This is a genomic window from Aquirhabdus parva (assembly GCF_003351745.1).
Lineage (GTDB): Bacteria > Pseudomonadota > Gammaproteobacteria > Pseudomonadales > Moraxellaceae > Aquirhabdus > Aquirhabdus parva.
Genome location: NZ_CP031222.1, coordinates 2432447 through 2458040, shown reverse-complemented (window position 1 = coordinate 2458040; position 25594 = coordinate 2432447). Strand labels below are relative to the sequence as shown.

At 46.8% G+C, this 25594-nt stretch carries 22 protein-coding genes; 10 read left to right on the top strand and 12 right to left on the bottom strand.

Going from position 1 to position 25594, the window contains the following annotated elements; translation table 11 throughout:
- Positions 1-77 precede the first annotated feature (77 nt).
- The 5 genes from HYN46_RS11100 to HYN46_RS11080 form a co-directional block, all read right to left on the bottom strand.
- A complete protein-coding gene (locus tag HYN46_RS11100) occupies positions 78-728 on the bottom strand; it encodes a methionine ABC transporter permease (RefSeq protein ID WP_114899449.1) in 651 nt (216 codons plus the stop codon).
- Positions 729-787: 59 nt separating this feature from the next.
- Positions 788-1627, bottom strand: a complete 840-nt coding sequence (locus tag HYN46_RS11095; RefSeq protein ID WP_114899448.1) for a MetQ/NlpA family ABC transporter substrate-binding protein — start codon at positions 1625-1627, stop codon at positions 788-790.
- Between the two features lie 74 nt (positions 1628-1701).
- Positions 1702-3120 (bottom strand): LLM class flavin-dependent oxidoreductase, encoded by a 1419-nt coding sequence (locus tag HYN46_RS11090; protein WP_114899447.1) that lies wholly within the window; start codon positions 3118-3120, stop codon positions 1702-1704.
- The gene (locus tag HYN46_RS11085; protein WP_114899446.1) at positions 3120-4328 is read right to left on the bottom strand and encodes an SfnB family sulfur acquisition oxidoreductase; all 1209 of its coding nucleotides are present in this window, start codon (positions 4326-4328) and stop codon (positions 3120-3122) included. The genes HYN46_RS11090 and HYN46_RS11085 overlap by 1 nt, the downstream gene beginning before the upstream one ends.
- Positions 4329-4427: 99 nt before the next feature.
- Complete coding sequence (locus tag HYN46_RS11080) at positions 4428-5630, bottom strand: SfnB family sulfur acquisition oxidoreductase (protein WP_407640803.1); 1203 nt, start codon at positions 5628-5630, stop codon at positions 4428-4430.
- Between the two features lie 413 nt (positions 5631-6043).
- On the opposite strand from HYN46_RS11080, the gene HYN46_RS11075 reads away from it, so the two are divergent.
- The 3 genes from HYN46_RS11075 (at position 6044) to HYN46_RS11065 (ending at position 11740) form a co-directional block, all read left to right on the top strand.
- Entirely contained in the window at positions 6044-6877 is an 834-nt protein-coding gene (locus HYN46_RS11075; protein ID WP_114899444.1) for an rRNA pseudouridine synthase, read from the top strand.
- Positions 6878-7405: 528 nt separating this feature from the next.
- Positions 7406-9541 (top strand): TonB-dependent siderophore receptor, encoded by a 2136-nt coding sequence (locus tag HYN46_RS11070; RefSeq protein WP_114899443.1) that lies wholly within the window; start codon positions 7406-7408, stop codon positions 9539-9541.
- 36 nt (positions 9542-9577) lie between these two features.
- A complete protein-coding gene (locus tag HYN46_RS11065; protein WP_407640802.1) occupies positions 9578-11740 on the top strand; it encodes a TonB-dependent siderophore receptor in 2163 nt (720 codons plus the stop codon).
- Positions 11741-11813: 73 nt separating this feature from the next.
- Here the strand turns inward: HYN46_RS11065 and htpX are convergent, their stop codons facing one another.
- On the bottom strand, positions 11814-12707 hold the full coding sequence (gene htpX, locus HYN46_RS11060; protein WP_114899441.1) for a protease HtpX: 894 nt from the start codon (positions 12705-12707) through the stop codon (positions 11814-11816).
- A gap of 264 nt (positions 12708-12971) precedes the next feature.
- Here htpX and HYN46_RS11055 point away from each other — a divergent pair, with 264 nt between their 5' ends.
- Complete coding sequence (locus HYN46_RS11055) at positions 12972-13205, top strand: DUF2789 domain-containing protein (RefSeq protein ID WP_114899440.1); 234 nt, start codon at positions 12972-12974, stop codon at positions 13203-13205.
- A gap of 79 nt (positions 13206-13284) precedes the next feature.
- On the opposite strand, the gene secF is transcribed toward HYN46_RS11055, so the two are convergent.
- From secF to HYN46_RS11030, 5 genes are all read right to left on the bottom strand, one after another.
- A complete protein-coding gene (gene secF / locus HYN46_RS11050) occupies positions 13285-14304 on the bottom strand; it encodes a protein translocase subunit SecF (RefSeq protein ID WP_114899439.1) in 1020 nt (339 codons plus the stop codon).
- Between the two features lie 11 nt (positions 14305-14315).
- Entirely contained in the window at positions 14316-16187 is a 1872-nt protein-coding gene (gene secD, locus HYN46_RS11045; RefSeq protein ID WP_114899438.1) for a protein translocase subunit SecD, read from the bottom strand.
- Between the two features lie 218 nt (positions 16188-16405).
- Positions 16406-16738, bottom strand: coding sequence for a preprotein translocase subunit YajC (yajC, locus tag HYN46_RS11040; protein WP_114899437.1), 333 nt, complete (start codon positions 16736-16738; stop codon positions 16406-16408).
- Positions 16739-17138: 400 nt separating this feature from the next.
- Complete coding sequence (locus HYN46_RS11035) at positions 17139-18134, bottom strand: cytochrome d ubiquinol oxidase subunit II (protein WP_114899436.1); 996 nt, start codon at positions 18132-18134, stop codon at positions 17139-17141.
- The gene (locus HYN46_RS11030) at positions 18131-19525 is read right to left on the bottom strand and encodes a cytochrome ubiquinol oxidase subunit I (protein ID WP_114899435.1); all 1395 of its coding nucleotides are present in this window, start codon (positions 19523-19525) and stop codon (positions 18131-18133) included. Before HYN46_RS11030 ends, HYN46_RS11035 begins: the two co-directional genes overlap by 4 nt.
- Positions 19526-20020: 495 nt before the next feature.
- Between HYN46_RS11030 and HYN46_RS11025 the strand changes: the two genes are divergently transcribed.
- Genes HYN46_RS11025 through arsB form a run of 3 tightly spaced genes read left to right on the top strand, consistent with a single transcriptional unit; the run spans position 20021 to position 22001 of the window.
- Positions 20021-20368 (top strand): ArsR/SmtB family transcription factor, encoded by a 348-nt coding sequence (locus tag HYN46_RS11025; protein WP_114899434.1) that lies wholly within the window; start codon positions 20021-20023, stop codon positions 20366-20368.
- Between the two features lie 29 nt (positions 20369-20397).
- A complete protein-coding gene (locus HYN46_RS11020) occupies positions 20398-20898 on the top strand; it encodes an arsenate reductase ArsC (protein ID WP_114899433.1) in 501 nt (166 codons plus the stop codon).
- A gap of 47 nt (positions 20899-20945) precedes the next feature.
- The gene (gene arsB, locus HYN46_RS11015) at positions 20946-22001 is read left to right on the top strand and encodes an ACR3 family arsenite efflux transporter (protein WP_456061857.1); all 1056 of its coding nucleotides are present in this window, start codon (positions 20946-20948) and stop codon (positions 21999-22001) included.
- A gap of 7 nt (positions 22002-22008) precedes the next feature.
- On the opposite strand, the gene HYN46_RS11010 is transcribed toward arsB, so the two are convergent.
- Positions 22009-22899 carry a LysR family transcriptional regulator gene (locus HYN46_RS11010; protein ID WP_114899432.1) on the bottom strand — a complete coding sequence of 297 codons (891 nt, stop codon included), beginning with the start codon at positions 22897-22899 and terminating at the stop codon, positions 22009-22011.
- Positions 22900-22998: 99 nt separating this feature from the next.
- Between HYN46_RS11010 and HYN46_RS11005 the strand changes: the two genes are divergently transcribed.
- The 3 genes from HYN46_RS11005 (at position 22999) to HYN46_RS10995 (ending at position 25472) form a co-directional block, all read left to right on the top strand.
- Positions 22999-24279 (top strand): MFS transporter, encoded by a 1281-nt coding sequence (locus tag HYN46_RS11005; RefSeq protein WP_114899431.1) that lies wholly within the window; start codon positions 22999-23001, stop codon positions 24277-24279.
- 125 nt (positions 24280-24404) lie between these two features.
- Positions 24405-24596 (top strand): hypothetical protein, encoded by a 192-nt coding sequence (locus tag HYN46_RS11000; RefSeq protein WP_114899430.1) that lies wholly within the window; start codon positions 24405-24407, stop codon positions 24594-24596.
- Positions 24597-24707: 111 nt separating this feature from the next.
- A complete protein-coding gene (locus tag HYN46_RS10995; RefSeq protein WP_114899429.1) occupies positions 24708-25472 on the top strand; it encodes an ABC transporter substrate-binding protein in 765 nt (254 codons plus the stop codon).
- Positions 25473-25594 lie beyond the last annotated feature (122 nt).

Sequence of the window (25594 nt, the reverse complement as noted above, 5' to 3'; positions counted from 1 at the left end):
TACCCAATGCTAAAAATATTTGTTTGCACTATGATTAAAAAAATAGGCGCTTAATGAATATGATTCATAGTTGTTGCTTAGTGACTTAAACTTCGCGACAGCGTATCCCCCAAAAATTGCACGACCATCACAATGATCACCAGCACCACAATCACTGCCAACATCATTTGTCCATCAAAGCGCTGATACCCATAGCGGTACGCCAAGTCTCCAAGCCCTCCCGCACCGATAGCGCCCGCAATTGCAGAAGAATTAATCATCGTGACGATGGTGACAGTAAAGCCTGCAACCAGACCGGGAAGCGCTTCTGGAATTAAGACATGCCAAATCACACGCGGACGGTTACTACCGAGCGATTGAGCCGCCTCAATGATGGTTGAATCCACTTCACGCAGGCTCACCTCTGCAATTCTGGCAAAGAAGGGAATGGCGGCGATGGTTAAGGGAACGACCGCTGCCCAGATCCCGTAGCTTGTCCCGACAATTAACCGCGTCAAGGGAATGAGAGCGACCATCAAAATCAAGAATGGAATGGAGCGGGTGGTATTAATCACAAAACCCAGCAGTGCATTCACTTTAGGTGCAGCGAAGATGCCCTGCCGATCTGTAGTCACTAGGATCAGCGCGAGTATTAATCCGAAGAAGAAAACGAATAATGCAGAGACTCCCACCATCACCAAGGTATCAATAGTACTTTGTAACAAAAGATCAATTTTATAGGGTGGCATGATATATGGACTCGCTTTGTTTTAAGGCTCGTGTGAGTTAGGCATTCATAAATGGAGCTTTACCATGCGGGGTGATAAAGCTTGCCAAAGTCATGATCTAAAGCGGCCTTAACCACAGGAGAGGTGCGATATATCTCAACAAACTTTTTCAAGCGACCATCATCGTTAAATTTGTCATTTACCACAAACTGAATGGCATATAAGTTACTGTTTTTAATATCATCAAATAACAGTGCCTTATTGGGATCAAAAGCCTTAGACACAACGAGGTAGTGTGGATAGCCAAAAGCCAGATCAACATCGCTGAGTGCGCGCGCCAGTTGCACGCCTTCCACTTCGACGAATTTGAATTGCTTGGGGTTGTCGGTGATGTCGTGTAAACCCGCAAGATAACCAGCATCAGGATTCAACTTAATCAGATGTCCTTGCTGTAATAACAACAATGCACGTCCTTGATTGACCGGATCATTCGGGATCGCAATGGTTGAGTGCGCAGGCAGCGCATCTAAACGGTCATATTTTTTGGAATATAAACCGACGTTCGAGACGTTGCCAATCGCATAAGGTTTTAGGTGCAGATGACCTTCTTTAATTGCGTTGGTGAGGAAGGGTTGATGCTGGAAATAGTTGGCATCGATATCACCATGTTCAAGCGTCAAGTTAGGGGTATTCCAATCGGAGAACTCAATAATTTCAACATTGAGTCCTTCCTTCTTGGCTTCTTCCGCAGCAACTTCAAATTGATGCGCAAAAGAGGAGGTAATACCAATTTTCAAGACTTGATGAGATTGATGATGAATTTTATAAAATGCAGCAGCGACAATTAAAATCACGACGACGATGACGCCATAGATAATGTTTTTTTTACGTTTTGTGCTTGGACTGGAACTGTTGGTCATAGATAACTACCCGTATTGGTTTTTCTAAGTTTTAAGTTGAATGAATATTTAGCGTGATTGAACTAAAACACGTTTTAAGTGAGCTCACGCTCTTGCGTCACAGGCAATTCATGAGCATCCTTTTTCCGCGTCCGCCAGACCCCAGCCGGATGTGGTGCATTGAGATAAGGCGCTTGAGTATTAAAGATCTTTTCTCGCCAGACTCCTGATGCGTAGGCAGTCTTATAGCGCTTGCGCTGTTGCAATTCAGGCACGACCCACTCGATAAAATCGGCATAGCTTTCTGGAGTGACAATGCGCGCAAGGTTGAAGCCATCAATGCCTGTCTGATCAACCCAATCAATCAGCTCTGCAGCCACTTGGCTTGCGGAACCGATAATCAGACGATATCGACCGCCTAATTTATGTTGTTCAAGGAGGTCTCGCGGGGTAATGGTTTCGTGTTTAAAGCGATCATTGACCGAGGCAATAGCATTGCTACTTCGGTAGGGAATGGCCTCGTCAAGGCCATATTGGGCAAAGTCGATGCCGGTGGAGCTTGAGAAGTGAGCAAGTCCGGCTTCAGGACTGGCGTAGCGCAGATACTCTTGATACTTCTCGTGCGCCTGAATTTCGGTCTCGGCCACAATGACATTGATACCCATCAGGATTTTGACGTTGTCTGGGTCGCGTCCTGTCGCCTGGACTTGAGCACGAATGGTGTCAACTTGCTGTTTGGTGATGTGTTTTTCATTACCACTGATAAAAATACATTCTGCATGTTGCGCTGCAAATGCAGTACCACGACTGGATGCGCCCGCTTGAAAGAGTAGCGGTGTGCGCTGGGGGGAGGGAGCACTTAAGTGATAACCCGCAACCTGATAGTAAGGACCTTGGTGTTTGATCTTATGGACTTTTGCTGGCTGGGCGTAAACGCGCTGGGTTTTGTTGATTAAGACCGCATCATCTTCCCAACTGGATTCCCACAGTTGATAGGCGACATCGAGAAACTCCTCGGCTTGATCATAGCGGAGGTCATGAGCGAGTAACTCTGTAAAACCCATCGCTTTGGCAGCACTATCCAAATAGCCAGTGACGATATTCCAGCCAATCCGTCCTTGCGTGAGATGGTCGAGCGTTGAGAAGCGGCGTGCAAGTAAATACGGTGATTCGTAGCTTAAATTCACCGTGACGCCAAAGCCGAGATGCTGAGTCGTCGCCGCCATGGCAGAGATCAGCAGTAAAGGATCATGGCTGGGCAACTGTATGGACTCTTTCAGTGTTAGATCAATATTGTTTTGATAGACATCATAGACGCCGACGATATCCGCGAGAAATAAGCCGTCGAACAGACCTTTTTCGAGCAATTGTGCTTGTTCTGTCCAATGCTGTATCTGGTTAAACTCTGTAGAGTGATCACGCGGATGCGTCCATAGACCATGATTGATATGCCCGACACAGTTCATGTCGAAGGCATTCATGATGATTTGTTTGGGAGTTTTTACGTCACTCATTACAATGTCCCTCGGCGCGGTGGAAGGATATTGTTGAGGTAGTAATTGCCTATCGCGTGGTACTTCCAGCGAACAGGATCGTGCAGGGTATGCACGCGGGCATTCCGCCAAAAGCGATCGAGATTATCGCTACGTTGACTGGCACGGCTGCCGCCCAGTTCAATGAGTTTGGATCCTGCGAGTAGTGACACTTCGGTACTTTGCGCGCGTGCTTCGGCGACGGCGATAGAGGCGTCTGCAATGGTCTGAATGGTTGGGTTCTGCTGGGCGATTTGCACCAGCCGCGCGGCACGATTGAGCAGGCTTTGGGTGGCGCGAACCTCAACCGACAAGTTGCCTATTTCATAGATGGTTAATGGATCCTGCTGGGCTTGCTCCACGTGTGCATCAATCCAAGCCCGTGCACGGGTACGAATAAATTCGATACTTTCATGCAAGGCGGCTTGGGCGATACCAGTATCAATCGCCGCGTGCATCAACTGGGCAAAAGGGCCGACAGTCGTTGGGCGTTCAAATGCGGTATTAAAGGGAATGATGTCAATGGCATCGACATTGACCTGATCAAAATAGACTGACCCACTGCCTGTGGTGCGTTGTCCAAATCCCGACCAGTCATCCACAATTTTGACCCCTTCCGCGCGCTGATCAACAAACACTAAGAAATCTTGACCGTGTTCATCACTGACCAATGTCGGAATGCGATGGGCGTAAAGTGCGCCCGTGCAATAAAACTTCTGACCAGTGATGGAGTAGTTCTCGCCATCAAAAACGAGGCGTGACGTGCGCAGATTTGCTGCCTTGGTATGGAATTCTGCCAAGGCATTACCAAAGCGTTGTCCTGCAAGGACCTCCGCATAGAGTTTCTTTTGCTGAGCATCGGTACCATTGACGCGCAGAACTTCCAGCGCATAAAAGTGATTCTGTGGAATCTGTCCAATTGAACCGTCTGCTGCGCTTAATAAGGCGATGACAGTGGCAAGAGTCTGTGCAGAAACTTCAGCACCACCAAAACGTTTGGGCACGGTAATGGCAAGCAGTCCAGAGTGACTAAGCAGATCGAGCTCTACATAAGGAAGAATGCGTTCAATATCCCGCTCTGCAGAACTCAAGGCAAACTGCTCAGCTAAACGAGTGGCGACTTCGATTGCTTGCTGATCATCTTTGATCACATGAACGGTGGGAAGGGCATTTTCAATTAAATGGGTCATAACAAAACCTGATTTTTTGGTGCGACCTCAATCGGTTCGATGGGCGCGAATAAATGTTCAATAACGATGATTGCGATAGTGGATGAGGTGGGTAGCTGTTTAGATCCAGACATGGCGAGCAGGCAGGTGATTGTTTAGGTAGTAGTCGCCGATGGCGTGAATCTTCCAGCGCACGGGATCGTGTAGGGTATGTACACGGGCATTACGCCAGTGTCGATCCAGATTAAATTCCGCTAATGTCGCGCGGCTGCCTGATAGCTCAAAGAGTTTTTCACTGGCAAGTAAGCAGATGTTGTTGGCAAGCACTTTTGCCTCCGCGACTGCGATTGACGCTTCGGCCGCTTGGGTTTCGGTGACTGTATCTAATAGATCAAATGCATCAAGTAGGGAGGCAGCGTCGTCCAAGACACTGATTGCGGCATTGAGTTTAAGCTTTAGGCGGCCCACCTCTGCGATGAGGTAGGGTTCAAGCGAAGCCTGATCCACTTGGGCATCCATCCATGGACGGGCTCGGGTACGAATAAAGCCAATCGTATCTTCTAATGCAGCCTCGGCAATGCCGACATCGATAGCGACTTGAATCAGTTGAGAGAATGCTCCGCGAATACTGGGAATCTGGCCCAATAACTGTTCATTAAAAATGAGCTCTTCAATCACTGGGGTGTGATCAAGCACGACAGTGCCACTGGCAGTTGTACGCTGACCAAAACCGTTCCAGTCGTCAATAATCTGCAGGCCATGCGTGCCGCGTTCAATGATAGTGAGCACGACTTCACCCGTTGCATTCATGGCTTTTATGGCAACCCAATGTGCGAAGAGAGCGCCAGTGGAATAGAATTTTTTACCTGTGACCGTATAGTGGTCTCCGTGTTGCTCAAGTTGAGTGTCAATGAGGAGTGATGTCTTGGTATTCCGTTCAGGACCACCATTGGATAGGCGCTTACCATGTAGAATCCCTGCAAAAATGAGCCGTTTTTGCTCCTCAGTTCCCATGATCTCGATACCATTGAGCAGGCTGATTTGATTTTGCGGAATTTGACCTACTGACGGATCTGCTTTGCTGATGATCCTAAAGACATCTGCAAGTGTTTTGTGGGAAACACGCGCGCCGCCATATTGTTTAGGGATTCGAATACCGCCGAGTCCAAGGGTGGTAAATTTCTCGACAGCTTTCCAAGGAAGGACTCGATTTTGGTCATTCTGCTGGGCATCAAGTTTGGCGAATTCTGCCACCTTTTGGGCGGCGTCCAGTGCTTCTTGATCCGTGGTAATGATGCGGGTTTTTAATAGTCTTGGCGCGATATCAGATTTTGGTGATAGCTCGGCATGGATGGACATAGTGGGTTACCTTGTGCATTCAAATGCTTAAATGGAATGACTTTCATGGGTAATAAAAATCATCAGTGCGTGCAAGTTTGCAAGGTGCATGCCATTTAAAAACATCAACAAAACCAAATGGTAAAATATTTGATGGTGTTTGATATTGCGTGTAATTTGGCAGAAGTGTTGAATAGGTGTTGTTCTAGCAGCAGATGGGGTGGTGGTCTGCGTGCATGTACATCTCAAATCACTCTTTCAAAACAGATTGTCAGTGAGGGGATAATGTCAAAGATCACACCCATCGGGCGTGAACTCGACTACACTACACAATTGACGTGAGTGATAATCAAGATCCTCGTCTTTAGTCCAAATTTTATGAAAAAATGGTAGTGGTTATGACATTAGTCCCCAAACAAGAACCTGTACGTCTCGCCAAGCGGGTCAGTGATTTAATGGCGTGTTCCCGCCGTGATGCGGAAACCTATATCGCAGGCGGCTGGGTTTTGGTGGATGGGCGAGTGGTCGAACAACCCAATTTTATGGTTCAAGATCAAGCGGTGACTTTGCATGAGCAAGCCAACCTAAAACCCCCTCTACCAGTCACGATCTTGCTGCATAAACCCGCGGGTTATGATTTTGGTCTAACGTATCAACTCAATACCACCAAGCGCCGAGTCAAGACCGGTAGTGATACTCAAGCAGCGGTTGCTGAAATCGATGAGGAAACCAAAGCGGATCTGATTAAATACGATGCGTTGCAGTTTTTGACATTGGAGACTCAAGAGAAAGGCGACCGCACTGGCATTCGTCCCCTACATTCCCACTTCCATAAACTGACGCCGACGTTACCGCTGGAAAGTGCTGCGAGTGGCTTGGTGATCTATACCCAAGATCGGAGTGTGGCTCGTAAGCTGATTGATGATGCGAGTCGGGTTGAGCAGGAGTTTATTGTTCAAGTCGAGGGTGTCTTGTCTGAACAAGATTTAAAGCGTTTGAATCAAGGCTTTTATCATAAAGGTGTACTGTTGCCTGCTGCTAAGGTGAGTTGGCAAAATGAAAATAATCTACGCTTTGCGCTTAAAAATGTGCAAATCGATCAGATCGAACAGATGTGCCAAGGCGTTGGGTTAAAAGTACTTGCCATGAAGCGTATTCGTATTGGGCGTATTTCCATGTCAAAACTTGCCGTCGGAGAGTGGCGCTACCTTTTAGGGTACGAGCGATTCTAAGGGCTTCTCAAACAGTTTTAACACCAAAAGCCAACTTTGAGAAATGCATTCTAAAGTTGGCTTTTCTTTGTTTTGCAGTCTTATCGCGTAAGTCTAGAAGACTATATTATTTTAATAATTGTAAAATTTTCCCTGTATTTACTTTGCTAAACAAGTATTAGCGTTGTGGTATTGAAGGTCTTTTTGAGCCTTTCTCTGCATCAATTAGCAATTTCCTTTGCATCTTCTGTCTTGATCTCTTTTAAGCAAATTCAAGCCTCCAGTTTTCTTTCTTAAGTTCGCTTTTCATCCAAGTACATTCCTTTTGTCCCTCTAAAAAAGGCTGCTAAGTAAGAAATATTAAATGCAGTGTAAAGATATGTTGATAGTGATATCGATAATCGTTATCATTTGATAATTGTCAAATTGATATGGTTCTGGTGAGGAGTTGATAGCACTTTGCTGTGTATTTGCTCGTGGCAGACCCGAGATTAGATATCTCTAACCTAGATTTCAGATCACTATTTTATCTTAACAAGGGGAGGTGCCATGCGCGCTGCACAATTATTCACGCTGACAACATTGGCTTTGGCCACATCGCCGTATGTGCAGGCTGAGGACGACATGACAGAAGCGGGTCGCGAAAAAACCTTGCAAACGATTACGGTGATTGGAACTAAAGAAACCGCTTCCAGTGCGGTGAAAGGCTATGTTGCCAAGCGGAGTAGCGCAGGGACCAAAACAGATACAGCATTACTTGAAATCCCGCAGTCGATCTCGGTGATTACCGCAGACCAAATCAAGGACCAAAATGCGCAAAGCATATCTGAAGCATTGCGCTACAGCGCTGGAGTAACTGCTGAGCCCTATGGAGTAGATAACCGTGGAGATTACTATGCTTTGCGTGGGGGAAGCTCAGGGTCAGTAGTTTTAGACGGTTTGCGCTTACCGCTGATTGGCTCATGGGGCAGTATGCATGATGAACCCTATGCTTTTCAACGTGTGGAGGTGATTCGAGGGCCATCAGCGGTGACCTACGGGCAAAATCCGCCGGGAGGTCTAGTCAATCTGGTATCCAAGCAGCCTCAAAAGACTGCCCAGCATGAAATTGTGATCCAAGGTGGTACTAATGATCATCGTCAAGTTGCAGTGGACTTTACTGGGCCTATCGATCAAGACGGCACACTGCTGTATCGGTTTGTGGGTTTGACCAATAACAGCGGCACCCAAGTCGAGTATGCCAAGGTCAGACGCGATTATATTGCGCCGTCGCTAACGTGGTTGCCTGACAGTAAAACAAAGCTGATGATTTATGGTCAATATCAAAAAGATGAAAGCGGAAACACCAATGCATTCTTGCCATGGGCGGGTACGCGCCTAGATGCGCCAGGCAGTTATCCGAAGATTTCAAGTCGTTTGTTTATCGGCGAGCCAGATTGGGACAGTTATGGCGGGCAGCGTACGCGTATAGGTTATAGCTTCGAGCGTAAGCTTAGTGATGATTGGACACTCCGCCAGAACCTGCGCCACGATAATGCCAATGGTCACTACAACACGATGTATGCCGATTGCTGTGGCTGGATGGGCCCACGCCCGAGTGATCGTACTGTCAACCGCGTGTGGTATGCGGGTCAACCGACTTCTGATGTGACTTCGGCAGATTTACAGCTCGAGGGAAAGCTGAATTTTGATCGATTAGAACATACACTGTTCTTTGGTGTTGACTCTGCACAGGAGCGGAGTACCAATCCTAGTGTGAGCGGACTTGATCCAACTCCCTTTGATTTATATGCCCCAGTCTATGGTCGCTTTGCTGAACCCGTCGCGGATTTTGGTGTGATTTCGCCGACGCGCACAACACAGTTGGGGATCAGTGTACAAGATCAAATCAAGTTTGATCATCACTGGGTCCTTGTTGCAGGTCTGCGTCATGACCATGCCAAGGTGACGGTGGATGATTCAGCGAATGCTGGGGTGGATGAGAGTGCATGGTCGAGACGCTTTGGCTTAGTGTATTTGGCCGATCATGGACTTGCACCTTATCTCAGTTATAGCCAATCGTTTGAGGCGCTAGCGGGCACCGATTTTTATGGGCAAACCTTTAAGCCCAAACGCGGTGAGCAATATGAAGCCGGCCTGAAATGGTCTCCTATCGGCAAGCCCTACATGGTGTCTGTCGCCACTTTCCAGCTTAAAGAAAAAAACCGTCTAACCACTGACCCCAATAATCCTCAAAACCAGCTCCAGCTTGGTGAAGTCACGGTGAAAGGCTTTGAGCTTGAGGGGAATGCTCGCTATCAGAATCTTGAGGTATTGGGCAGCTATACCTATACCAATGCACGAGATACCACAGGTCCTGTTAAAGGTACTCAGCTTGAATCCATTCCTAAGCATTCTGCTTCACTTTGGGCGAAATATAACTTTGCTTTAGCCGATGTTTCTGGATTTAGCGTTGGTTCAGGAGTCCGCTATCTCGGGCGAAATTGGGGGGAAGGCGCTGTGATCGATGTACCTGCGACTACTTTGGTCGATGCCCTCGTGTCTTACACGCAAGATAAATGGTCAGTTTCACTCAATGCTAAAAATCTCTTTGATAAAGAGTATGTCGCGACCTGTCTGGGTCGTGGGGATTGTTGGTTGGGCACACGCAGAAGTCTGGTGGGTTCAGTGAGCTATCACTGGTAGTCGTTCGGTTGAGTTATTGATGAGATTCGTTGAGTAATAGGAGTAGATATGCGTCTTTTAAGTTTTACCCTCACCACGCTTGCCGCGTGCGTGGCCCAGCAGCTCTATGCTGCAGATTCCGTGACGTCCGAGCAAACGCTGAATACCATTACGGTAACGGCTACACGTGAAGAAAGCACTACGGAAAAAAGTAAGTCTTATATCGTCAAGAAAAGCTCAAGTGCGACCAAGCTCGATATTTCGACTAAAGAAACGCCACAAACAATCAATGTGATTACCCGTCAGCAAATGGAAGACTTTGGCTTAAATAATGCCAAAGCTGCACTTGCAGCAACACCCGGCATCATCGTGCAAAATCAGGAAACGGATCGTACCAGCTATAGTTCGCGTGGTTCAGAAATATCTAGTTTTCAAATAGATGGTTTGGGGATGCCATACGATGGTTATAACTATCAAAATGGAGATATTGATACCTTTATCTATGATCGCGTTGAGGTTATCAAAGGCGCCAATGGTTTAACCGCTTCGCTCGGTGATCCGGGGGCGACGGTGAACTTTATTCGTAAGCGACCGACTAAAGAATTTCAAGCGTCGGCAGGCATCAGTTACGGCTCTTGGGATACTAAGCGTATAGAAGGCGATATTTCGGGCACGTTAAATGATGCGGGAACCGTCCGTGGTCGCTTAGTTGCAGCGGGTCAGCAAGGCGATTCTTATCTCGATCATTATTCATCGAAAAAGAATATTTTTTCAGGGATACTTGAGGCAGATTTGACTGACAGTACGCTCTTGACCGTAGGGCACTATGAGCAGCGTAATCAGCCGAAAGGTAATAATTGGGGTGCTTTGCCATTGCTGAATACTGATGGTCAGCAATTGAGTTATGCCCGTTCTTATAATCCCGTTCCAGAGTGGGCGAAGTGGGATAAAACTACTAAAAATAGTTTTATTGAACTCAAGCAGAAGCTGGCAGATGATTGGGTGTTGAATGCCACCTATAACTATATCAAAAGCGATGAGAACAGTGCGCTGGTCTACTACTACGGGGCGCCTGATCAAAGTGGTAAGGGCGTGTCGATACTGCCATCCGCCTATACCGATCATCAAACACAACAACTTGCTGATATTAACCTCAAAGGCAGCTTCCCTCTTTTTGGATATAGTCATGAGTTAGTCGTTGGCGCAAGCTGGTCGAAGAACAAAGAGAAGCAAGCTTCTGCTGACGCGGATAGTATTCCAGAGTTTAACTGGTATACATGGAATGGTCAGTTTGCCCAACCGCACTTTATTCCGAATAATACCGCTAGTTCGACAGCCGATTACGTACAGGAAATGAAGACAGCCTATGCCGCGACGCGCTTACATTTAAACGAAGATTTGAGGTTATTGCTGGGTGTGAATTATACCCAAGCGTCTAATGCAGGGAACAATTATGGTAGCAAGACCGACTATGATCAGTCTAAGACCATGCCTTATGTCGGGGTCACCTACAATCTCACCCCAAATTACACGGCATATGCGAGTTATAGCACGATCTTTAGACCGCAGTCTGGGCTTGATACCCATGGCAATGCGCTTGCACCTGTAGAAGGTACTGCCTATGAAGCGGGTCTGAAAGGCAGTTGGCTGAAAGATCGTTTGACTGGCTCGATAGCACTCTTTAACACCAAGCAAAACAACTATCCACTCAGAGCCTCTGACTCTGCATCCATTATCAGAAGATACAGTGTCGGGGATCTCAATACCAAGGGTTATGAAGTTGATTTAGCTGGGAAGGTAACTGAAAACATAAATCTGATATTTGGCTTTACTCAGATCAGTATGAAAGATGACACCTCAGGGGACAAAGCGCGTACCTACTTACCATCCCGAATCTTCAATGTCCTAGCGACTTATCAAATACCCGTATTACCTGCTCTAAAAGTGGGAGCAGGCCTGACATGGCAAGATAAAACCTATCAGGATATTGTCAGTACGGCCTATGTGGGCGGTGAGGCCGTACCATTCGCGGGAACGATTCGCCAGTCCAGCTATGCTTTAGTTAACGTGATGGCGAGTTATGAGGTCAATAATCATATCTCGATACAGGCAAATGGCAATAACATCACCAATAAGAAGTATTTAAACAGCTTTCCAGATGGGGAGGGCTTCTATGGTGCACCTGCCAACTACACGGTAGGGATGACCTTTAAATACTAAGGAGCATGATTTGATATCATGACTTAGACCAAAAAAAGCCCGAATTATCGGGCTTTTTTTGTGACTGCAGGGATTAGACATTGAGTTTTTGTAAGGCTTCAACGCGCTGTTCGATACTCGGATGTGAGTGGAACAAGGCCGCAATACTAAAGCTTTCTTCACGACCGGAGCTGATGGCAAAGGCCTTCATCTCAGCCGGCATCTGATCAGGGAGTTCTTGTTCCTGACGCAGGCGCAGCAGCGCATTGATCATGGCAGATTTACCCGCCAGACGTGCACCGGCTTCATCGGCACGATACTCACGTAGACGTGAGAACCACATGACGATTGCTGACGCTGCAATGCCAAGGACAATGTCCATCACAAGGCTAGTGACAAAGTAGGCAATGCCTGGGCTGTCACTTTCATTCTTGAACACGGTTCGGTCAACAAAGTTACCGATGATGCGTGCAAAGAACATCACGAAGGCGTTAACCACACCTTGTACTAGTGCCAGTGTCACCATGTCGCCATTGGCAACGTGACCAATCTCGTGAGCCAATACGGCGCGTAATTCATCCTGATTCATGCGCTCAAGTAAACCCGTCGACACTGCGACAAGTGCAGCGTTCTTATTCCAACCTGTTGCAAAAGCATTGGATTGATAGCTCGGGAAGATACCCACTTCAGGCATTTTGATGCCTGCACGCTGTGACAATTCATTCACTGTTTGCAATAACCATGCTTCCGCTTGGTTAGAAGGTTGCTCAATAATCTGTGTTTTGGTGCTCCATTTCGCTAATGGCTTAGACAGAAATAGAGAAATGGCAGAACCGACCATCCCGTATACAAAGCACAGGACCAATAGGTTGCCTAAATTTAATCCGCCCGCTGTGTGCGTAGCTCCCACGCCTAATATGGAAAGCACTATGCCGACCACAACCATCACCGCGAGGTTAGTCAATAAAAAAAGACCAATCCGCAACATGGAAAATTCCTCTTTAATAAGTCGAAGTCAGAATTGACCCGATCAATTCATAATAGCGATGAGTTAAGGGTTTTCAAGGAGAGATGCGTAAATAGAAGCAATTTGCAACGCGTTGATACAAAGCGATAGATTGATTGTTTAATGAAAAAATACATGAAGGCATTTGTACAATATTTAGAAAAGCATACAATCGAAAGCATCGGGCTTGTTCGTCGAGTCTGCTTGATTGACCAGATTTTTTAAGTAAACCGCAGGAGAGTGGACATGGATATATTAGACAGCTACACCATCGAAAATTTGTTTGCCCAATTAGGATTGGCAAACTCGCCAGAAGCGATTAGTGCGTTTATTAAGGGCCATCACTTATCTGCGGATGTACAGATTGCCGATGCGCCTTTTTGGAATGAAGGGCAGTTGCAATTTATCCAAGAATCATTGGATGAAGATGCGGATTGGGCTGAGGTTGTTGATGAGTTAAATGCATTGCTGCATGAATAATGAATTCCTCAATTCCAAAAGTTACACCATAAAAAAATCCCATCATGTGATGGGATTTTTTTTGTTTCACCAGAGCGTGTTATTTGCTACGCGCTTTAGGGTCGTTGAAGACCACAACTTCTTCTTCAAACTCAGGTTTAACATTGACAATAAAGTCCTGACGGCTTAAACCCATAAAGATGGCATAGCCCGTCGCGATATAGACCGATGAGTAGGTACCCACGACCAATCCAATGAGCAAGGCAACAGAGAACCAATACAGGCCATCACCGCCCAAGAACAACATGGCCAATGCAACCAAGGCAACAGTTGCAACGGTCATCACTGTACGACGGAAGGTCTCAGTCAAAGAGATATCAACAATCTCAATGGCACTGGCTCCACGAATCTTACGGAAGTTTTCGCGAATACGGTCAAATACCACGATCGTGTCATTCAGTGAGTAACCGATCAAGGCCAGAACTGCGGCCAAAACGGTGAGGTCAAAGGGCCAGTTGAAGACCGAGAACGCCCCTACAGTCAGTATTGTTACATGCAACAATGAAATGACCGCACCGACAGCGAACTTAAACTGAAAGCGGATCGCAACATAAGTCATCATCAGTAGTAATGACAGACCAATTGCGCCCAGTGAGTGGAGGTACAAGTCACTACCCACTTGGGAGCCGACTACATCTACTTTTTGTACGGTGGCACTGTTGTTTGGCAGTTGCACTGCTTGTTGGATATACGCTGAAACATCCGTTGGCGGTTTCTCTTGTGCAGGCATACGCACGAGCAAGTCTCGCTGTGTCCCTAAGTACTGGACCACTGGATCATGAAAACCCGCTTTGGTTAGCGCAGCTTGAACGTCTGTTTGTTGCACGGCTTGGGTATAGTTGACTTCTGCCGCAATACCGCCGGTGAAGTCGAGACCCAGATGCAGACCTTTGGTCATAATAGACCCAAGAGCGATGATCACCAGCAGCATAGACAGCAGCGCCAGCGGCTTACGGAACCGCATAAAGCGAATCACAAGCTCATCGTGCTGGTATTGCTCAATCGTTTCCGTTGGATCTGTATTGGCAGCCTGTTGATTTAATGGTGTTTGATTAGCCATGATGATTCCCCTTAAATACTGAGTTTTGTAACATGGCGACGGTTACCATAGATCAACTGAACTGCACCGCGGGTTACTGTGATCGCGGTAAAGAGCGAGCAGATAATCCCGATAGACAGGGTGACCGCAAAGCCTTTGATGGGTCCACTGCCTACAGCAAACAGAATGATCGCAACGATAAGAGTCGTGACGTGCGCATCGATAATGGTGCTAAATGCGCGATCATAACCGAGCACAATCGCAGTGATTGGCTTGGCGCCATGACGCAACTCCTCTCGTATCCGTTCACAGATCAAGACGTTGGCGTCAACCGCGATACCGATGGTTAACACGATACCCGCAATACCCGGCAAGCTGAGTGCAGCGCCAATCGCAGACATAATCGCAAGGATCATGGCCAAGTTTACAAACAGCGCAAAGTTTGCGATCAAACCGAACAGGCGGTAGAACACCAGCATAAACAGTGCAACAGCAGCAAAACCAACTTGAGTGGACAATATCCCTTTATCAATGTTGGCTTGACCCAGTGATGGACCGACCGTGCGCTCTTCGACAAAGTACATTGGCGCAGCCAAGGCACCAGAGCGGAGGAGTAGGGCAAGCTCAGCAGACTCTTGCGGGCTGCCGATGCCAGTGATTTGGAAATTTGATCCTAATACAGAGTTAACAGTCGCTTGGTTGATGACCACTTTTTCAGTGTATGGCGTACGGGTTTCAACCGACTTGCCCGTAGCAGGATCTGTGGCATAGCTGATGCGTTGTTTATTTTCAATAAACAATACCGCCATTAGTTTTCCGACTGAAGAGCGTGTAGCATCGTTCATCAGTTTACCGCCGGCATTATCCAGAGTGATATTAACGGATGGCGAGCCATTGTTATCAAAACCTGCTTGGGCATTTTGGACGCGCTCACCTGTCAGAATCCGTTGACGTTTTAATAGGGTTGGAGGGCCATCCAGTGTCTTAAACGGGAAGCTTTCGGTACCCGCTGGTACTGGACCACCGTTATAACCTGCCGCTTCGTCAGCAACCATACGGAATTCAAGATTGGCGGTACGGCCTAGAACACGTTTCGCTTCAGCGGTATCTTGCACACCTGGCAAGTCCACCACGATGCGGTTGCTACCTTGGGTTTGAACCAATGCTTCAGCCACACCCAATTCGTTAATCCGGTTACGCAGAGTCGTTAAGTTCTGACCCACCGCGTATTGGTTGATTTCCTGAATCTTGGCAGGGGTATAGGTCAGGGCATCGACGAAGCCGTCACCCACAGCCAATTGCTGGATACTAAAGTCGGGGAATTTACGACGTAAAACATTGGTCGCCGCATCACGATCCGCAGATTGGTCGAAGACGACATTAATGCCATTCGCGCTTTGTTGCACAGTGCGGAAGATCAGATTTTCACTACGCAGTTCACGGCGAATATCTGTAGCTGCTGTATCAAGGCGCTGTTCGATGGCTTTGGACATGTCGACTTCAAGCAAGAAGTGCACGCCACCGCGTAAGTCCAGACCCAATTTCATGGGCGCTGCACCAATTGAACGTAACCAGTTCGGTGTGGTTTGTGCAAGGTTCAACGCCACAACGAAATTATCACCCAGTGCGCGACGGACCACGTCTTGCGCTCTAAGTTGCTCATCGCTGGTACGTACGCGTAGTAGGGCCGTCTTGCCATCGAAGCTATCGCCATGAGAGGTGATGTTCGCTGCTTTAAGTGCAGATTCGGCTTGAGTGAGCACGCTTTGATCGATTTGCGAGCCTGCTTTAGCGCCTGTGATCTGAATCGCGGGTTCATCAGGATAAAGGTTTGGTAGCGCATACAGTGTACTAATTACCAAAACCAGTAGGATTACCACATATTTCCATGCTGGATAACGCATCTGTGCTCTTCTTTAAATATAGAGATCTTTAAACTTAGATTTTTCGCCAATAGATTCTTTGAAAAAGCTTCTTTGAAAAGTTTCTAAAACTCAAACCATGAATATGATAAAAACATGTGACGTGCCCTGTCACATGTTTTTGATCAAGCAAGAACCACGACGACATTCACTGTGTTGTGGTTTGATAGGAGATGCTGCCACCTCCCATCAGACAGAGCTTAAAGCCCTGCCAGTGTGCCTTCAGGTAATACAGCAACAATCGATGATTTTTGTACTTTGACATCAACGCCCGTACCAATCACGATGACTGCATATTCCCCTTCAACTTTTTTGATACGTCCCATGAGTCCGCCTGCAAAAACCACTTCGCTACCCACCGTCACGCTTTCAATCATGTTGCGATGTTCTTTGGTGCGTTTAGATTGTGGACGCCAGATCAGGAAGTAAAAAATAGCCACAAAGCCAACCATCATCAAAATTGATGGCAAAGCAGATTGGGGACCTGCGGCAGCTGCTGGCGCGGCGTAAGCGGAAGCAATAAACAAACTCATGATGCAAATTCCTAAAAATAAAAAATATTTTCTAATCTACGACATCTTTATAGAGGGCGAACCCTCAAGAAATGCAGCGCAATTAGATTTATAGCGCATTCATAAAAAACTAGGGTAGCAATGTACCTTTTTATCCATGACGAATCAAACCGCAGATCATCTGCTGTGTAAGATTCTATAAAGAATTCAGTAAAAGTTTTATCAAGCGAAAAAGAAGTTTCCTTAACGCGAACTGTTTCATGCAGATGGCTTACGTCATCCATGAACAGCCATAAAAAATGTCCTGATGACATGCCTAATCGGTGATTAAGCGTCCATCAGGACATCCATGAGGCTATCGTTTCGATCTTTCAAGGCTAATCCATCGGAATCAGCGCAAGTTTTTCATCAATGACAACCATTAGCCATAAGTGAGTTCGCGAACTTTACCCCTAAAGACCCAGAACGCGAAAATGGTGTAGCCAAAGATCGCAGGGATCGCAACTGCGGCGCCAATTAAAATGACATTGAGCGCTTCAGTTGAACTTGCCGCATCCCATACGGTCATTTGTCCGATCACCGCATAAGGGTACAAGCTATAGGCCAGACCGAGTGCGCCCATAACCAGTGAGCCGATCAAGAGTACAAAGGGCAACCAGCACAAATCAGCACGAACACGTGGGCTATTGAGTATCCAGCGTAGCGCGATTAATGCGGCTCCTGTCGCAAGGGGAATCGGTAGTAAACCAATAATCTGAGGCAGGGCAAACCAGCGATCACGTACCACCGTACTGACCCAAGGCGTAGCCAGTGAAATTAGGATCATACCAAGTACTACAGGAACCCATGCGATTTTTGCCCAGCGTGTGGCTTTTGCTTGTAGCTCACCTTCGGTTTTTAGCAGTAACCAGCAAGCGCCAAGCAGGGTGTAAGTCGCTGGTACAGCCAGTGCAATCGCCAATGCAAACAATGTGAATTGCCAGCCTTCAGCAAAACCAGTGACATAGCGACCTAACATCCAGCCTTGGGTTGCCGAGGCTAAACCTGAACCAATAATAAACACATAGTTCCAACCTAACTGGTGCTCAAGGCGCGCTTTGACACGAAAGTCAAAGGCTACACCGCGCATGATCAAACCGATCAGCATAAAAGCCACAGGAATATAAAGATTGCCCAGAATAATGCTGTTGGCTTTAGGGAAGGCAATCAACAAAATTCCGATTCCCAGCACCAGCCACGTTTCATTGGCATCCCAGAAGGGGCCGATGGAGGCCACCATGGTGTTGCGTTCCTCGGTATTGGCACGATGCATCAGCATTCCAACACCCAAATCAAAACCATCTAGGACCACATAAACGAACAACGCAAAACCCAGCAAGCCCATAAAAATCAGCGGAATAATTTGTGCCCAGCTCATTTTTGTTCTCCTGATGTTGAATCGATGGCTTCATTCGCGACGATCGCAATTGCTTCACCTGATTCAGCGGTGGGTTCGGCTTCGGTCTTCTTAGGATGTTCCGCCATATACTTCAGTACACCCACGTAGGAAATGATGAGTGCCAAGTAGACCACGACATACATTGTCAGGGTGAATGCAATATTGGCAGGCGGCGTGTGGGTCACAATTTCACTGAGTTTAATCAGCCCATGAACAATCCAAGGCTGACGACCAATTTCGGTGACATACCAGCCCGCAAGTGTCGCTAGCCATCCAGCAAAAGTCATACTGGCTAGACCGTAGAGGAAATAACGAGGGAATTTCAACACATCACCTTTGGTGCGGCGTAGCTGATACACCCCAAACCAGCTTGCAGCAAGCATTAGCATCCCAACTGCCACCATGATGCGAAAGCCAAAGAACAGTGGTGCAACTGGAGGATGTACCTCAAATTCATTGAGTCCTTTGAGTTCGCCATTGAGCTCATGAGTGAGAATCAGTGAGGCGCCTTTGGGAATCTCAATGGCATAGTCATTGGTTTGTGTGTCTTTATTCGGCCACGCAAATGCCAGCAGCGGAGCACCTTTCTCGGTATGCCAAATGCCTTCAATCGCAGCGATCTTTTCAGGTTGATGATGCAGCGTATTCAAACCGTGCTGATCACCAACAAAGATTTGAATAGGGATCAGAATTGCTGCCAAAATCAAGCCAGTTTTGAGTACTTTAGGTGTTGCTTCATCGGCCGTTTTTTTGATGACTTGCCAAGCGCTAAGACCGCACAATAAAAAGGCTACGGTCAGGAATGATGCAGTGACCATATGTACAAAACGGTAAGGGAAGGAGGGGTTGAAAATGACCTCAATCCAGCTGGCAACATGGTAGATGCCTTGTGGGTCAACCCAATAGCCTTGCGGTGTTTGCATCCAAGAGTTCAGAGCTAGAATCCAGAAAGCAGAAAGCGTGGTACCAAAGGCCACCATAAAGGTTGCAAAAAGATGAACTCGCTCACTCACACGATTGTGCCCGAACAGCATCACACCCAAGAAAGTTGCTTCAAGGAAGAAAGCTGTGAGCACTTCATAACCGAGCAAGGGACCTGCGATGTTACCAACGCGCTCCATATAGCCAGGCCAGTTGGTGCCGAACTGAAAGCTCATGGTAATGCCGCTGACCACACCCAAGGCGAAGGTTAGAGCGAAGACTTTAGTCCAGAAGCGATAGGCCGTCAGCCATGATTGCTCACGGGTTTTTACCCAGCGGTGACGAAAGAAGAGTAGTACCCAACATAGGGCAATGGAAATGGTGGGAAACAGAATATGAAAGCTCATATTCAGTGCAAACTGGATTCGACTCAAGATTAGAGCATCCATTACAACGTCCTCTACAAGGCTAAGAATTCATTCACAAAGTGCTATTTTCAAAGACTGCAGTTTTATTGCTTTTATATTGTTATGCAGTGTTCTCAATAGCAACTTATCGTGTCATACGTCACATGATGTAGGGTTTTACCGCTTGGTCTCAATCATACGCCTTTTAATTTCGATTTTGTGCATGCTGACTCGTTTTTTGCACAGTTTTGAGGCGAAAAGGCATGGGTAATTCCGAATTGGCTTATGCTTAAGACTGATATGGTGCATTTCCATTTAATATCTTTTCAGATTTATGTCAGCCATCTACATGTAAGTCCTTGCTGATCCATCATCTTTATACTCATGACAACGTTAATTGATCGTTAAGAGCAACATACTTCAAGCGATCTCAGCCGGTCTAATCATTTGATTGGAAGGTTTGATAATTAATAGTTATCAAGCCGTAATCATTTAAAAGAGTTTGCATAATTTCCATATTTCAATAATAATTGAAATATGGAAATTAAATCGATTGTATCGGCATTAGCCGCATTAGCCCAAGAGTCCCGTCTCACCATCTTTCGTCTTTTGGTACAGGCCGGTCCTACAGGGCTGCCTGCCGGAAAGATTAGCGAAGCAACGGGGATTGCCCCGTCATCGCTGTCCTTTCATCTGAAGGAAATGAGTCACGCCAGTATGGTGACTTCTCGTCAGGAAGGGCGATTCGTGATTTACGCAGCCAACTTTCAGACCATGAATACTCTCATCGCCTTTTTGACCGAGAACTGTTGTCAGGGAGAGCCATGTATGCCAGAGGGGCAAGCGTGTGCTGTTGGTGATGTGGACTGCGAACGTTCCAATTAATAATCGATACGATACATTCGGAGGGCAATATGTCTGATCAAACGTATAAGGTACTGGTTCTTTGTACTGGCAATTCAGCACGCAGCATCATGAGTGAAGCACTCATCAATGTTTTAGGCGCAGGCCGTTTTTTAGCCTATAGCGCGGGGAGTCAACCGAGTGGTCGCGTAAATCCTTTTGCTGTTGAGCAGGCACAATCGATTGGCTATGACACAGCGAATGTCAGAAGCAAAAGTTGGGATGAGTTTTCTCAACCAGATTCTCCAAAAATGGATATCGTGATTACCGTCTGTGATAGCGCAGCAGGGGAGTCTTGTCCACTCTGGCGCGGTAGTCCGATTAAAGTGCATTGGGGCTTTGAAGACCCATCGCATGTCGATGGCAGTGATGAAGATAAGCGCGCGGCATTTACCAAGACCTTTGCTCAGATACGCGGCAAAATTACTTTATTGGTGAACCTGCCTATCGATACTTTGAGTCATACAGAACTTGAATCGGCACTTCAGGTGATTGGCGATTTACCTGTTTAACGATCATATCTATTCACGCTTATTGAAAAACTGTTAGGAGATTTACAGTGTCGAGCTTATCCAAGGTCAGCCAGTCAATGAGCGTGTTTGAGCGTTACCTCACGGTATGGGTTTTTATCTGTATCGTTGTCGGCATAGGCTTAGGGCAATTATTTCCAAGCATCTTTCAAGCCATCGGCCATATGGAAATCGCACAGGTGAATCTACCAGTCGGTTTGCTGATCTGGATTATGATTATTCCGATGCTGATCAAAGTCGATTTTTCCGCACTGCATGAAGTTCGTCAGCATGTCAAAGGGATCGGTGTCACGCTGTTTGTGAATTGGCTGGTGAAACCGTTTTCGATGGCATTTTTAGGTTGGCTATTTATTCGCCAGATCTTCGCCCCTTATTTACCTGCTGATCAATTGGATAGTTATATTGCAGGGCTGATTTTATTGGCCGCTGCTCCATGTACAGCGATGGTGTTTGTGTGGAGTCGCCTGACCCATGGTGATCCACTCTTTACCCTGTCTCAAGTGGCGCTGAATGACAGCATCATGGTGGTGGCATTCGCCCCGTTGGTTGCACTATTACTCGGCATTTCGGCGATTACTGTACCGTGGGCGACTCTCGTTACCTCTGTTGTGCTTTATATTGTGATTCCGGTCATCATTGCCCAGTTTTTACGTAAGGCTTTGCTTGCACAGGGGCAGGCTGCGTTTGATGCGGCCATGGTAAAGATAGGTCCATGGTCGATAACAGCGTTACTTGTAACGCTTATTTTGTTATTCGCTTTTCAAGGGCAAGCAATCATCAAGCAGCCCTTGGTCATTGCACTGCTTGCCGTACCCATTTTGATTCAAGTCATATTCAATTCATCACTGGCTTATTGGCTTAATCGGGTAGTGGGAGAGAAACACAATATTGCCTGTCCATCGGCATTGATCGGGGCATCTAATTTTTTTGAATTGGCAGTAGCGGCCGCGATTAGTCTATTTGGTTTTCATTCAGGAGCAGCGCTGGCGACCGTGGTCGGCGTACTGATCGAAGTGCCAATTATGTTGCTGGTTGTGTCTGTTGTGAATCGATCTAAGGGCTGGTATGAAGGAACCTCCACTTAATTCCGTTTCATGATTCCAATCTAGACAATGTTAGTGTCTTAAAGTGCTGCACGATAATTGAGTGTTCATGGCGTCTAGATGCAATCGCCAGGCGGGCAACGGGTGCATCGCCTTCTATGTCTAAGTATTCAATGCCATGAATTTTGACTTGTGCGATAGAGCCAGGAACGATAGACACCCCGAGTCCTGCAGCGACCAACGTCACCACCGAAGAAATTTGCGGGACGACTTGTCCAATTTTGGGTTCAAACCCAACCCGTCGACACGTCATAATAATCTCATCATATAAGCTAAAACCGACTGTGCGCGGGAACATTACAAAGGGTTCATCTCGCAGTGCCGTCAGCGGCAATACGGTGTGGGTCGCAAGCGGATGTTCATGGGGCAAGACGATCTTCATTGGCTCTTCGTCGAGTAATTGAAAGTCCACACTATCCAGTTTGATCGATCCAGGGCGAATGAAAACGACATCGAGTTCTTCATTGGCAAGTTTTGTGAGGAGCTGCGAAGTATTGCTCTCGTTTAAAGAGAGATTTACTTCGGGATAGGCCTGTTGAAACGCTCGAATCGCCGTAGGGACAATGGCATTAAAAATCGCTGATGCTGAAAATCCGACTCGTAATCGTCCGGTAATCCCCCGGGCTGCGCGCTGTGCTGCACTTTTGGCACGCTCGACTTGGGTGATCACGTGAACAGCTTCTTGCAAAAAGGCCTTGCCGACTTCAGTCAGTTCAGCGCCATGCGCCAAGCGATGAAAGAGCGGCGCACCGATCTCATGCTCGAGATCTTTGATCTGCTGGCTAAGAGGTGGTTGTCCGATGCCCATCTTTGCAGCCGCGCGCGTAAAGTTCTGCTCTTCGGCGACGGCAAGAAAGTAGCGTATATGGCGTATGTCCATAGGTATATATAAAAGCAATGAAGAAGACTAGTATTATATATTAGACTGTTTGGTCAGTGAGTTTTAAAATGCGTCCATGATTTAATTTTAGAGATCATCATGCGTGCTCAAGCTGGCGTACAGCCATCTCCCGTTGCTATCAGTCCTTCCTCTTCTCAGATTAAAAAAACGCAGTCCAAAGATCATATCGGTATCGTCAAAGGATCTGCGGCATATCGTCGGATCAATATTGCCTTATTTGCCGCAGGATTCTGTACCTTTTCGTTAATGTATGGTGTGCAGGCGATCCTGCCTTTGTTTGCGCACCCTTTCCATGTCAGTGCAGCAGAGAGCGCCTTAGCATTGTCATTGACGACGGGTTTTGTTGCTTTATCTATAGTGCTGGTTGGCACAGCTTCTGAGAATTTTGGGCGTAAAGAACTGATGTCCATGTCGATGCTGGGAGCGGCAGTATTGAATCTACTGGCTGCTTTTGCACCGAACTGGCATGTTCTTCTGGTATTACGTGCACTTGAAGGCATCATGCTTGGTGGCGTGCCTGCAGTGGCGATGGCATATTTGGCTGAGGAAATTCATCCGAAAGGCTTGGGTCTTGCGATGGGGCTCTATGTCGGAGGTAATGCGATTGGCGGTATGGTCGCGCGAGTGACGACAGGTTATCTGGCCGAAGTCAGCTCATGGCGAGTCGCCATGGGGGTAATGGGCGGACTCTGCCTTGTACTGGCACTGGTTTTTAAGGCACTGCTACCTGCATCCAAAAACTTTAAACGTCAAACTGAATTCAAGATGGCATTTCATATTAATGCCTTTCGCAGCCATTTACTTCGCCCCGAGTTGGTTGTGCTATTTGCCGTCGGTTTCCTGATGATGGGAGCCTTTGTTACTGTCTATAACTATGCCGGATTCCGTTTATTGGCTTCGCCTTTTAATTTGTCAGCAACGCAAGTCGGCTTTATTTTTATGGCTTATATCTTCGGTGCCATCGCCTCATCATTAGCAGGTGAGGTTGCTGATCGGTTCGGACGCTATCCTGTGTTGATTTTGGGCATCTTGCTGACTGCTTTGGGCGTTGGACTCACGCTTTCTCATGCTTTGGTCTTGATCGTTATGGGAATCATTGTGATGACAATCGGTTTCTTTACCACCCATTCTATCGCTAGTTCTTGGGTCGGTCGTATGGCGATAGGGACTAAAGGGCATGCCACGTCATTATATTTATTGGCGTACTACATGGGTGCCAGTGTCATGGGGGCTTTTGGTGGCTGGTTCTGGGATCATGGGGCGTGGATGTCTGTGGTTGGGTTTACAGGTGTGCTACTGATATTGGCACTCATTGCAGCACTCGTGATGCGGAAGTTTACGCACGCTTCGACCATTTAGTGACTTTTTATGCCACTTATCTGTTTACCATATAAGCTATTGACAGATTCTGATGATAGGCATAATTTACGAAAGCGGTTGCTTTATCGGGTTGCAAGTTCATTTTATCGAAGGAATGGGATGTTATGAAAAAGCTATTAATCGCGACAACTGCAGTTGTTTTTGCTTTGAGTGCTGGTGCTGCAAATGCATGTCCTAAAGGTCAGCATATGGAAGGCGGCACTGGTGCACATCATAAAGGTGGGAAATGTGTGGCGAATGTTGCTCCAGCAGCTAAGCCTATGGCGATGTCTATGCCAATGGCTGCAAAAAGCTAAGTTTTATCGCATTCAAAAAGACCCGCTCTGGCGGGTTTTTTTATACAATGTGATCCTATGGTCATAAATCGACATCTTGATTTTAATTCCCCTTCTTAAGTTGGACCGCGTATGAACTCTCTGATTCGTTTCTCCATTTTATGTGCGAGTTTGGTCATGTCTGTCGTTGCAGAGGCTCGAACGATCGAGGAAGTCAAAGCGAGTGGTAAGTTAATCGTTGCGACAGAGACTGCGTACCCACCATTTACCTATACTCAAAATGGCGTGCGAACAGGGCTGGATGTTGAGCTCATGGAAGCGGTTGCCAAAAAGATGGGTGTTAAAGTTGAGTGGCAGGTCTTGTCCTTTGATGTCCTTTTGGTGGGTTTAGCACAGAATCGTTGGGATATGGCAGTATCATCAATTGGTATCACGCCAACGCGTGCCAAAGCGGTGACGTTTGCGAATCCTGAGTATTGTAGTGGTGCGGTCATTGTCTCTAAGGACCCACAGGTTAATTCTATTGCAACGCTTAAAAATAAAGTGATTGCCGTGCAGACGGGCACAACCTATTTACCCAATTTACGTGCGATTCCTAACGTGAAAGAAATTAAAAACTACCCGAAAGATGCCGATGCGATTTCTGCACTGCTGGCTGGGCGCGTGGATGCATGGGTCAGTGATCGTTTCTCTGCCAAAGCAGCGGTGAATAGCATGCCGCAAGCGGGGCTGAAAATCGGTGGCTTTGTATTGGTTGAAAAACTGGCAGCTGCTGTCAAGAAAGATAATTTGAGCCTTGCGAATGCCTATAACAAGGCTTTGGCTGAAGTCATGGCAGACGGAACCTATAAAAAGATCTCTGAAAAATACACGGCTGAGGATGTACGCTGTAAATAATCATCAAATGGTTTAAATCGTAGATATGTATACAAAGCAGATGGTCAAATTGACCATCTGCTTTTTTTCTTATCTTTTTTACAGATAGATATTGCATTAATTCTGCTTATGGCTTAATCCTT

What these genes read in the sequence shown, in the direction of transcription:
- HYN46_RS11100 (WP_114899449.1), bottom strand. Translation starts at nt 728, where the DNA reads ATGCCACCCTATAAAATTGATCTTTTGTTACAAAGTACTATTGATACC.
- HYN46_RS11095 (WP_114899448.1), bottom strand. Translation starts at nt 1,627, where the DNA reads ATGACCAACAGTTCCAGTCCAAGCACAAAACGTAAAAAAAACATTATC.
- HYN46_RS11090 (WP_114899447.1), bottom strand. Translation starts at nt 3,120, where the DNA reads ATGAGTGACGTAAAAACTCCCAAACAAATCATCATGAATGCCTTCGAC.
- HYN46_RS11085 (WP_114899446.1), bottom strand. Translation starts at nt 4,328, where the DNA reads ATGACCCATTTAATTGAAAATGCCCTTCCCACCGTTCATGTGATCAAA.
- HYN46_RS11075 (WP_114899444.1), top strand. Translation starts at nt 6,044, where the DNA reads ATGACATTAGTCCCCAAACAAGAACCTGTACGTCTCGCCAAGCGGGTC.
- HYN46_RS11070 (WP_114899443.1), top strand. Translation starts at nt 7,406, where the DNA reads ATGCGCGCTGCACAATTATTCACGCTGACAACATTGGCTTTGGCCACA.
- htpX (WP_114899441.1), bottom strand. Translation starts at nt 12,707, where the DNA reads ATGTTGCGGATTGGTCTTTTTTTATTGACTAACCTCGCGGTGATGGTT.
- HYN46_RS11055 (WP_114899440.1), top strand. Translation starts at nt 12,972, where the DNA reads ATGGATATATTAGACAGCTACACCATCGAAAATTTGTTTGCCCAATTA.
- secF (WP_114899439.1), bottom strand. Translation starts at nt 14,304, where the DNA reads ATGGCTAATCAAACACCATTAAATCAACAGGCTGCCAATACAGATCCA.
- secD (WP_114899438.1), bottom strand. Translation starts at nt 16,187, where the DNA reads ATGCGTTATCCAGCATGGAAATATGTGGTAATCCTACTGGTTTTGGTA.
- yajC (WP_114899437.1), bottom strand. Translation starts at nt 16,738, where the DNA reads ATGAGTTTGTTTATTGCTTCCGCTTACGCCGCGCCAGCAGCTGCCGCA.
- HYN46_RS11035 (WP_114899436.1), bottom strand. Translation starts at nt 18,134, where the DNA reads ATGAGCTGGGCACAAATTATTCCGCTGATTTTTATGGGCTTGCTGGGT.
- HYN46_RS11030 (WP_114899435.1), bottom strand. Translation starts at nt 19,525, where the DNA reads ATGGATGCTCTAATCTTGAGTCGAATCCAGTTTGCACTGAATATGAGC.
- HYN46_RS11025 (WP_114899434.1), top strand. Translation starts at nt 20,021, where the DNA reads ATGGAAATTAAATCGATTGTATCGGCATTAGCCGCATTAGCCCAAGAG.
- HYN46_RS11020 (WP_114899433.1), top strand. Translation starts at nt 20,398, where the DNA reads ATGTCTGATCAAACGTATAAGGTACTGGTTCTTTGTACTGGCAATTCA.
- HYN46_RS11010 (WP_114899432.1), bottom strand. Translation starts at nt 22,899, where the DNA reads ATGGACATACGCCATATACGCTACTTTCTTGCCGTCGCCGAAGAGCAG.
- HYN46_RS11005 (WP_114899431.1), top strand. Translation starts at nt 22,999, where the DNA reads ATGCGTGCTCAAGCTGGCGTACAGCCATCTCCCGTTGCTATCAGTCCT.
- HYN46_RS11000 (WP_114899430.1), top strand. Translation starts at nt 24,405, where the DNA reads ATGAAAAAGCTATTAATCGCGACAACTGCAGTTGTTTTTGCTTTGAGT.
- HYN46_RS10995 (WP_114899429.1), top strand. Translation starts at nt 24,708, where the DNA reads ATGAACTCTCTGATTCGTTTCTCCATTTTATGTGCGAGTTTGGTCATG.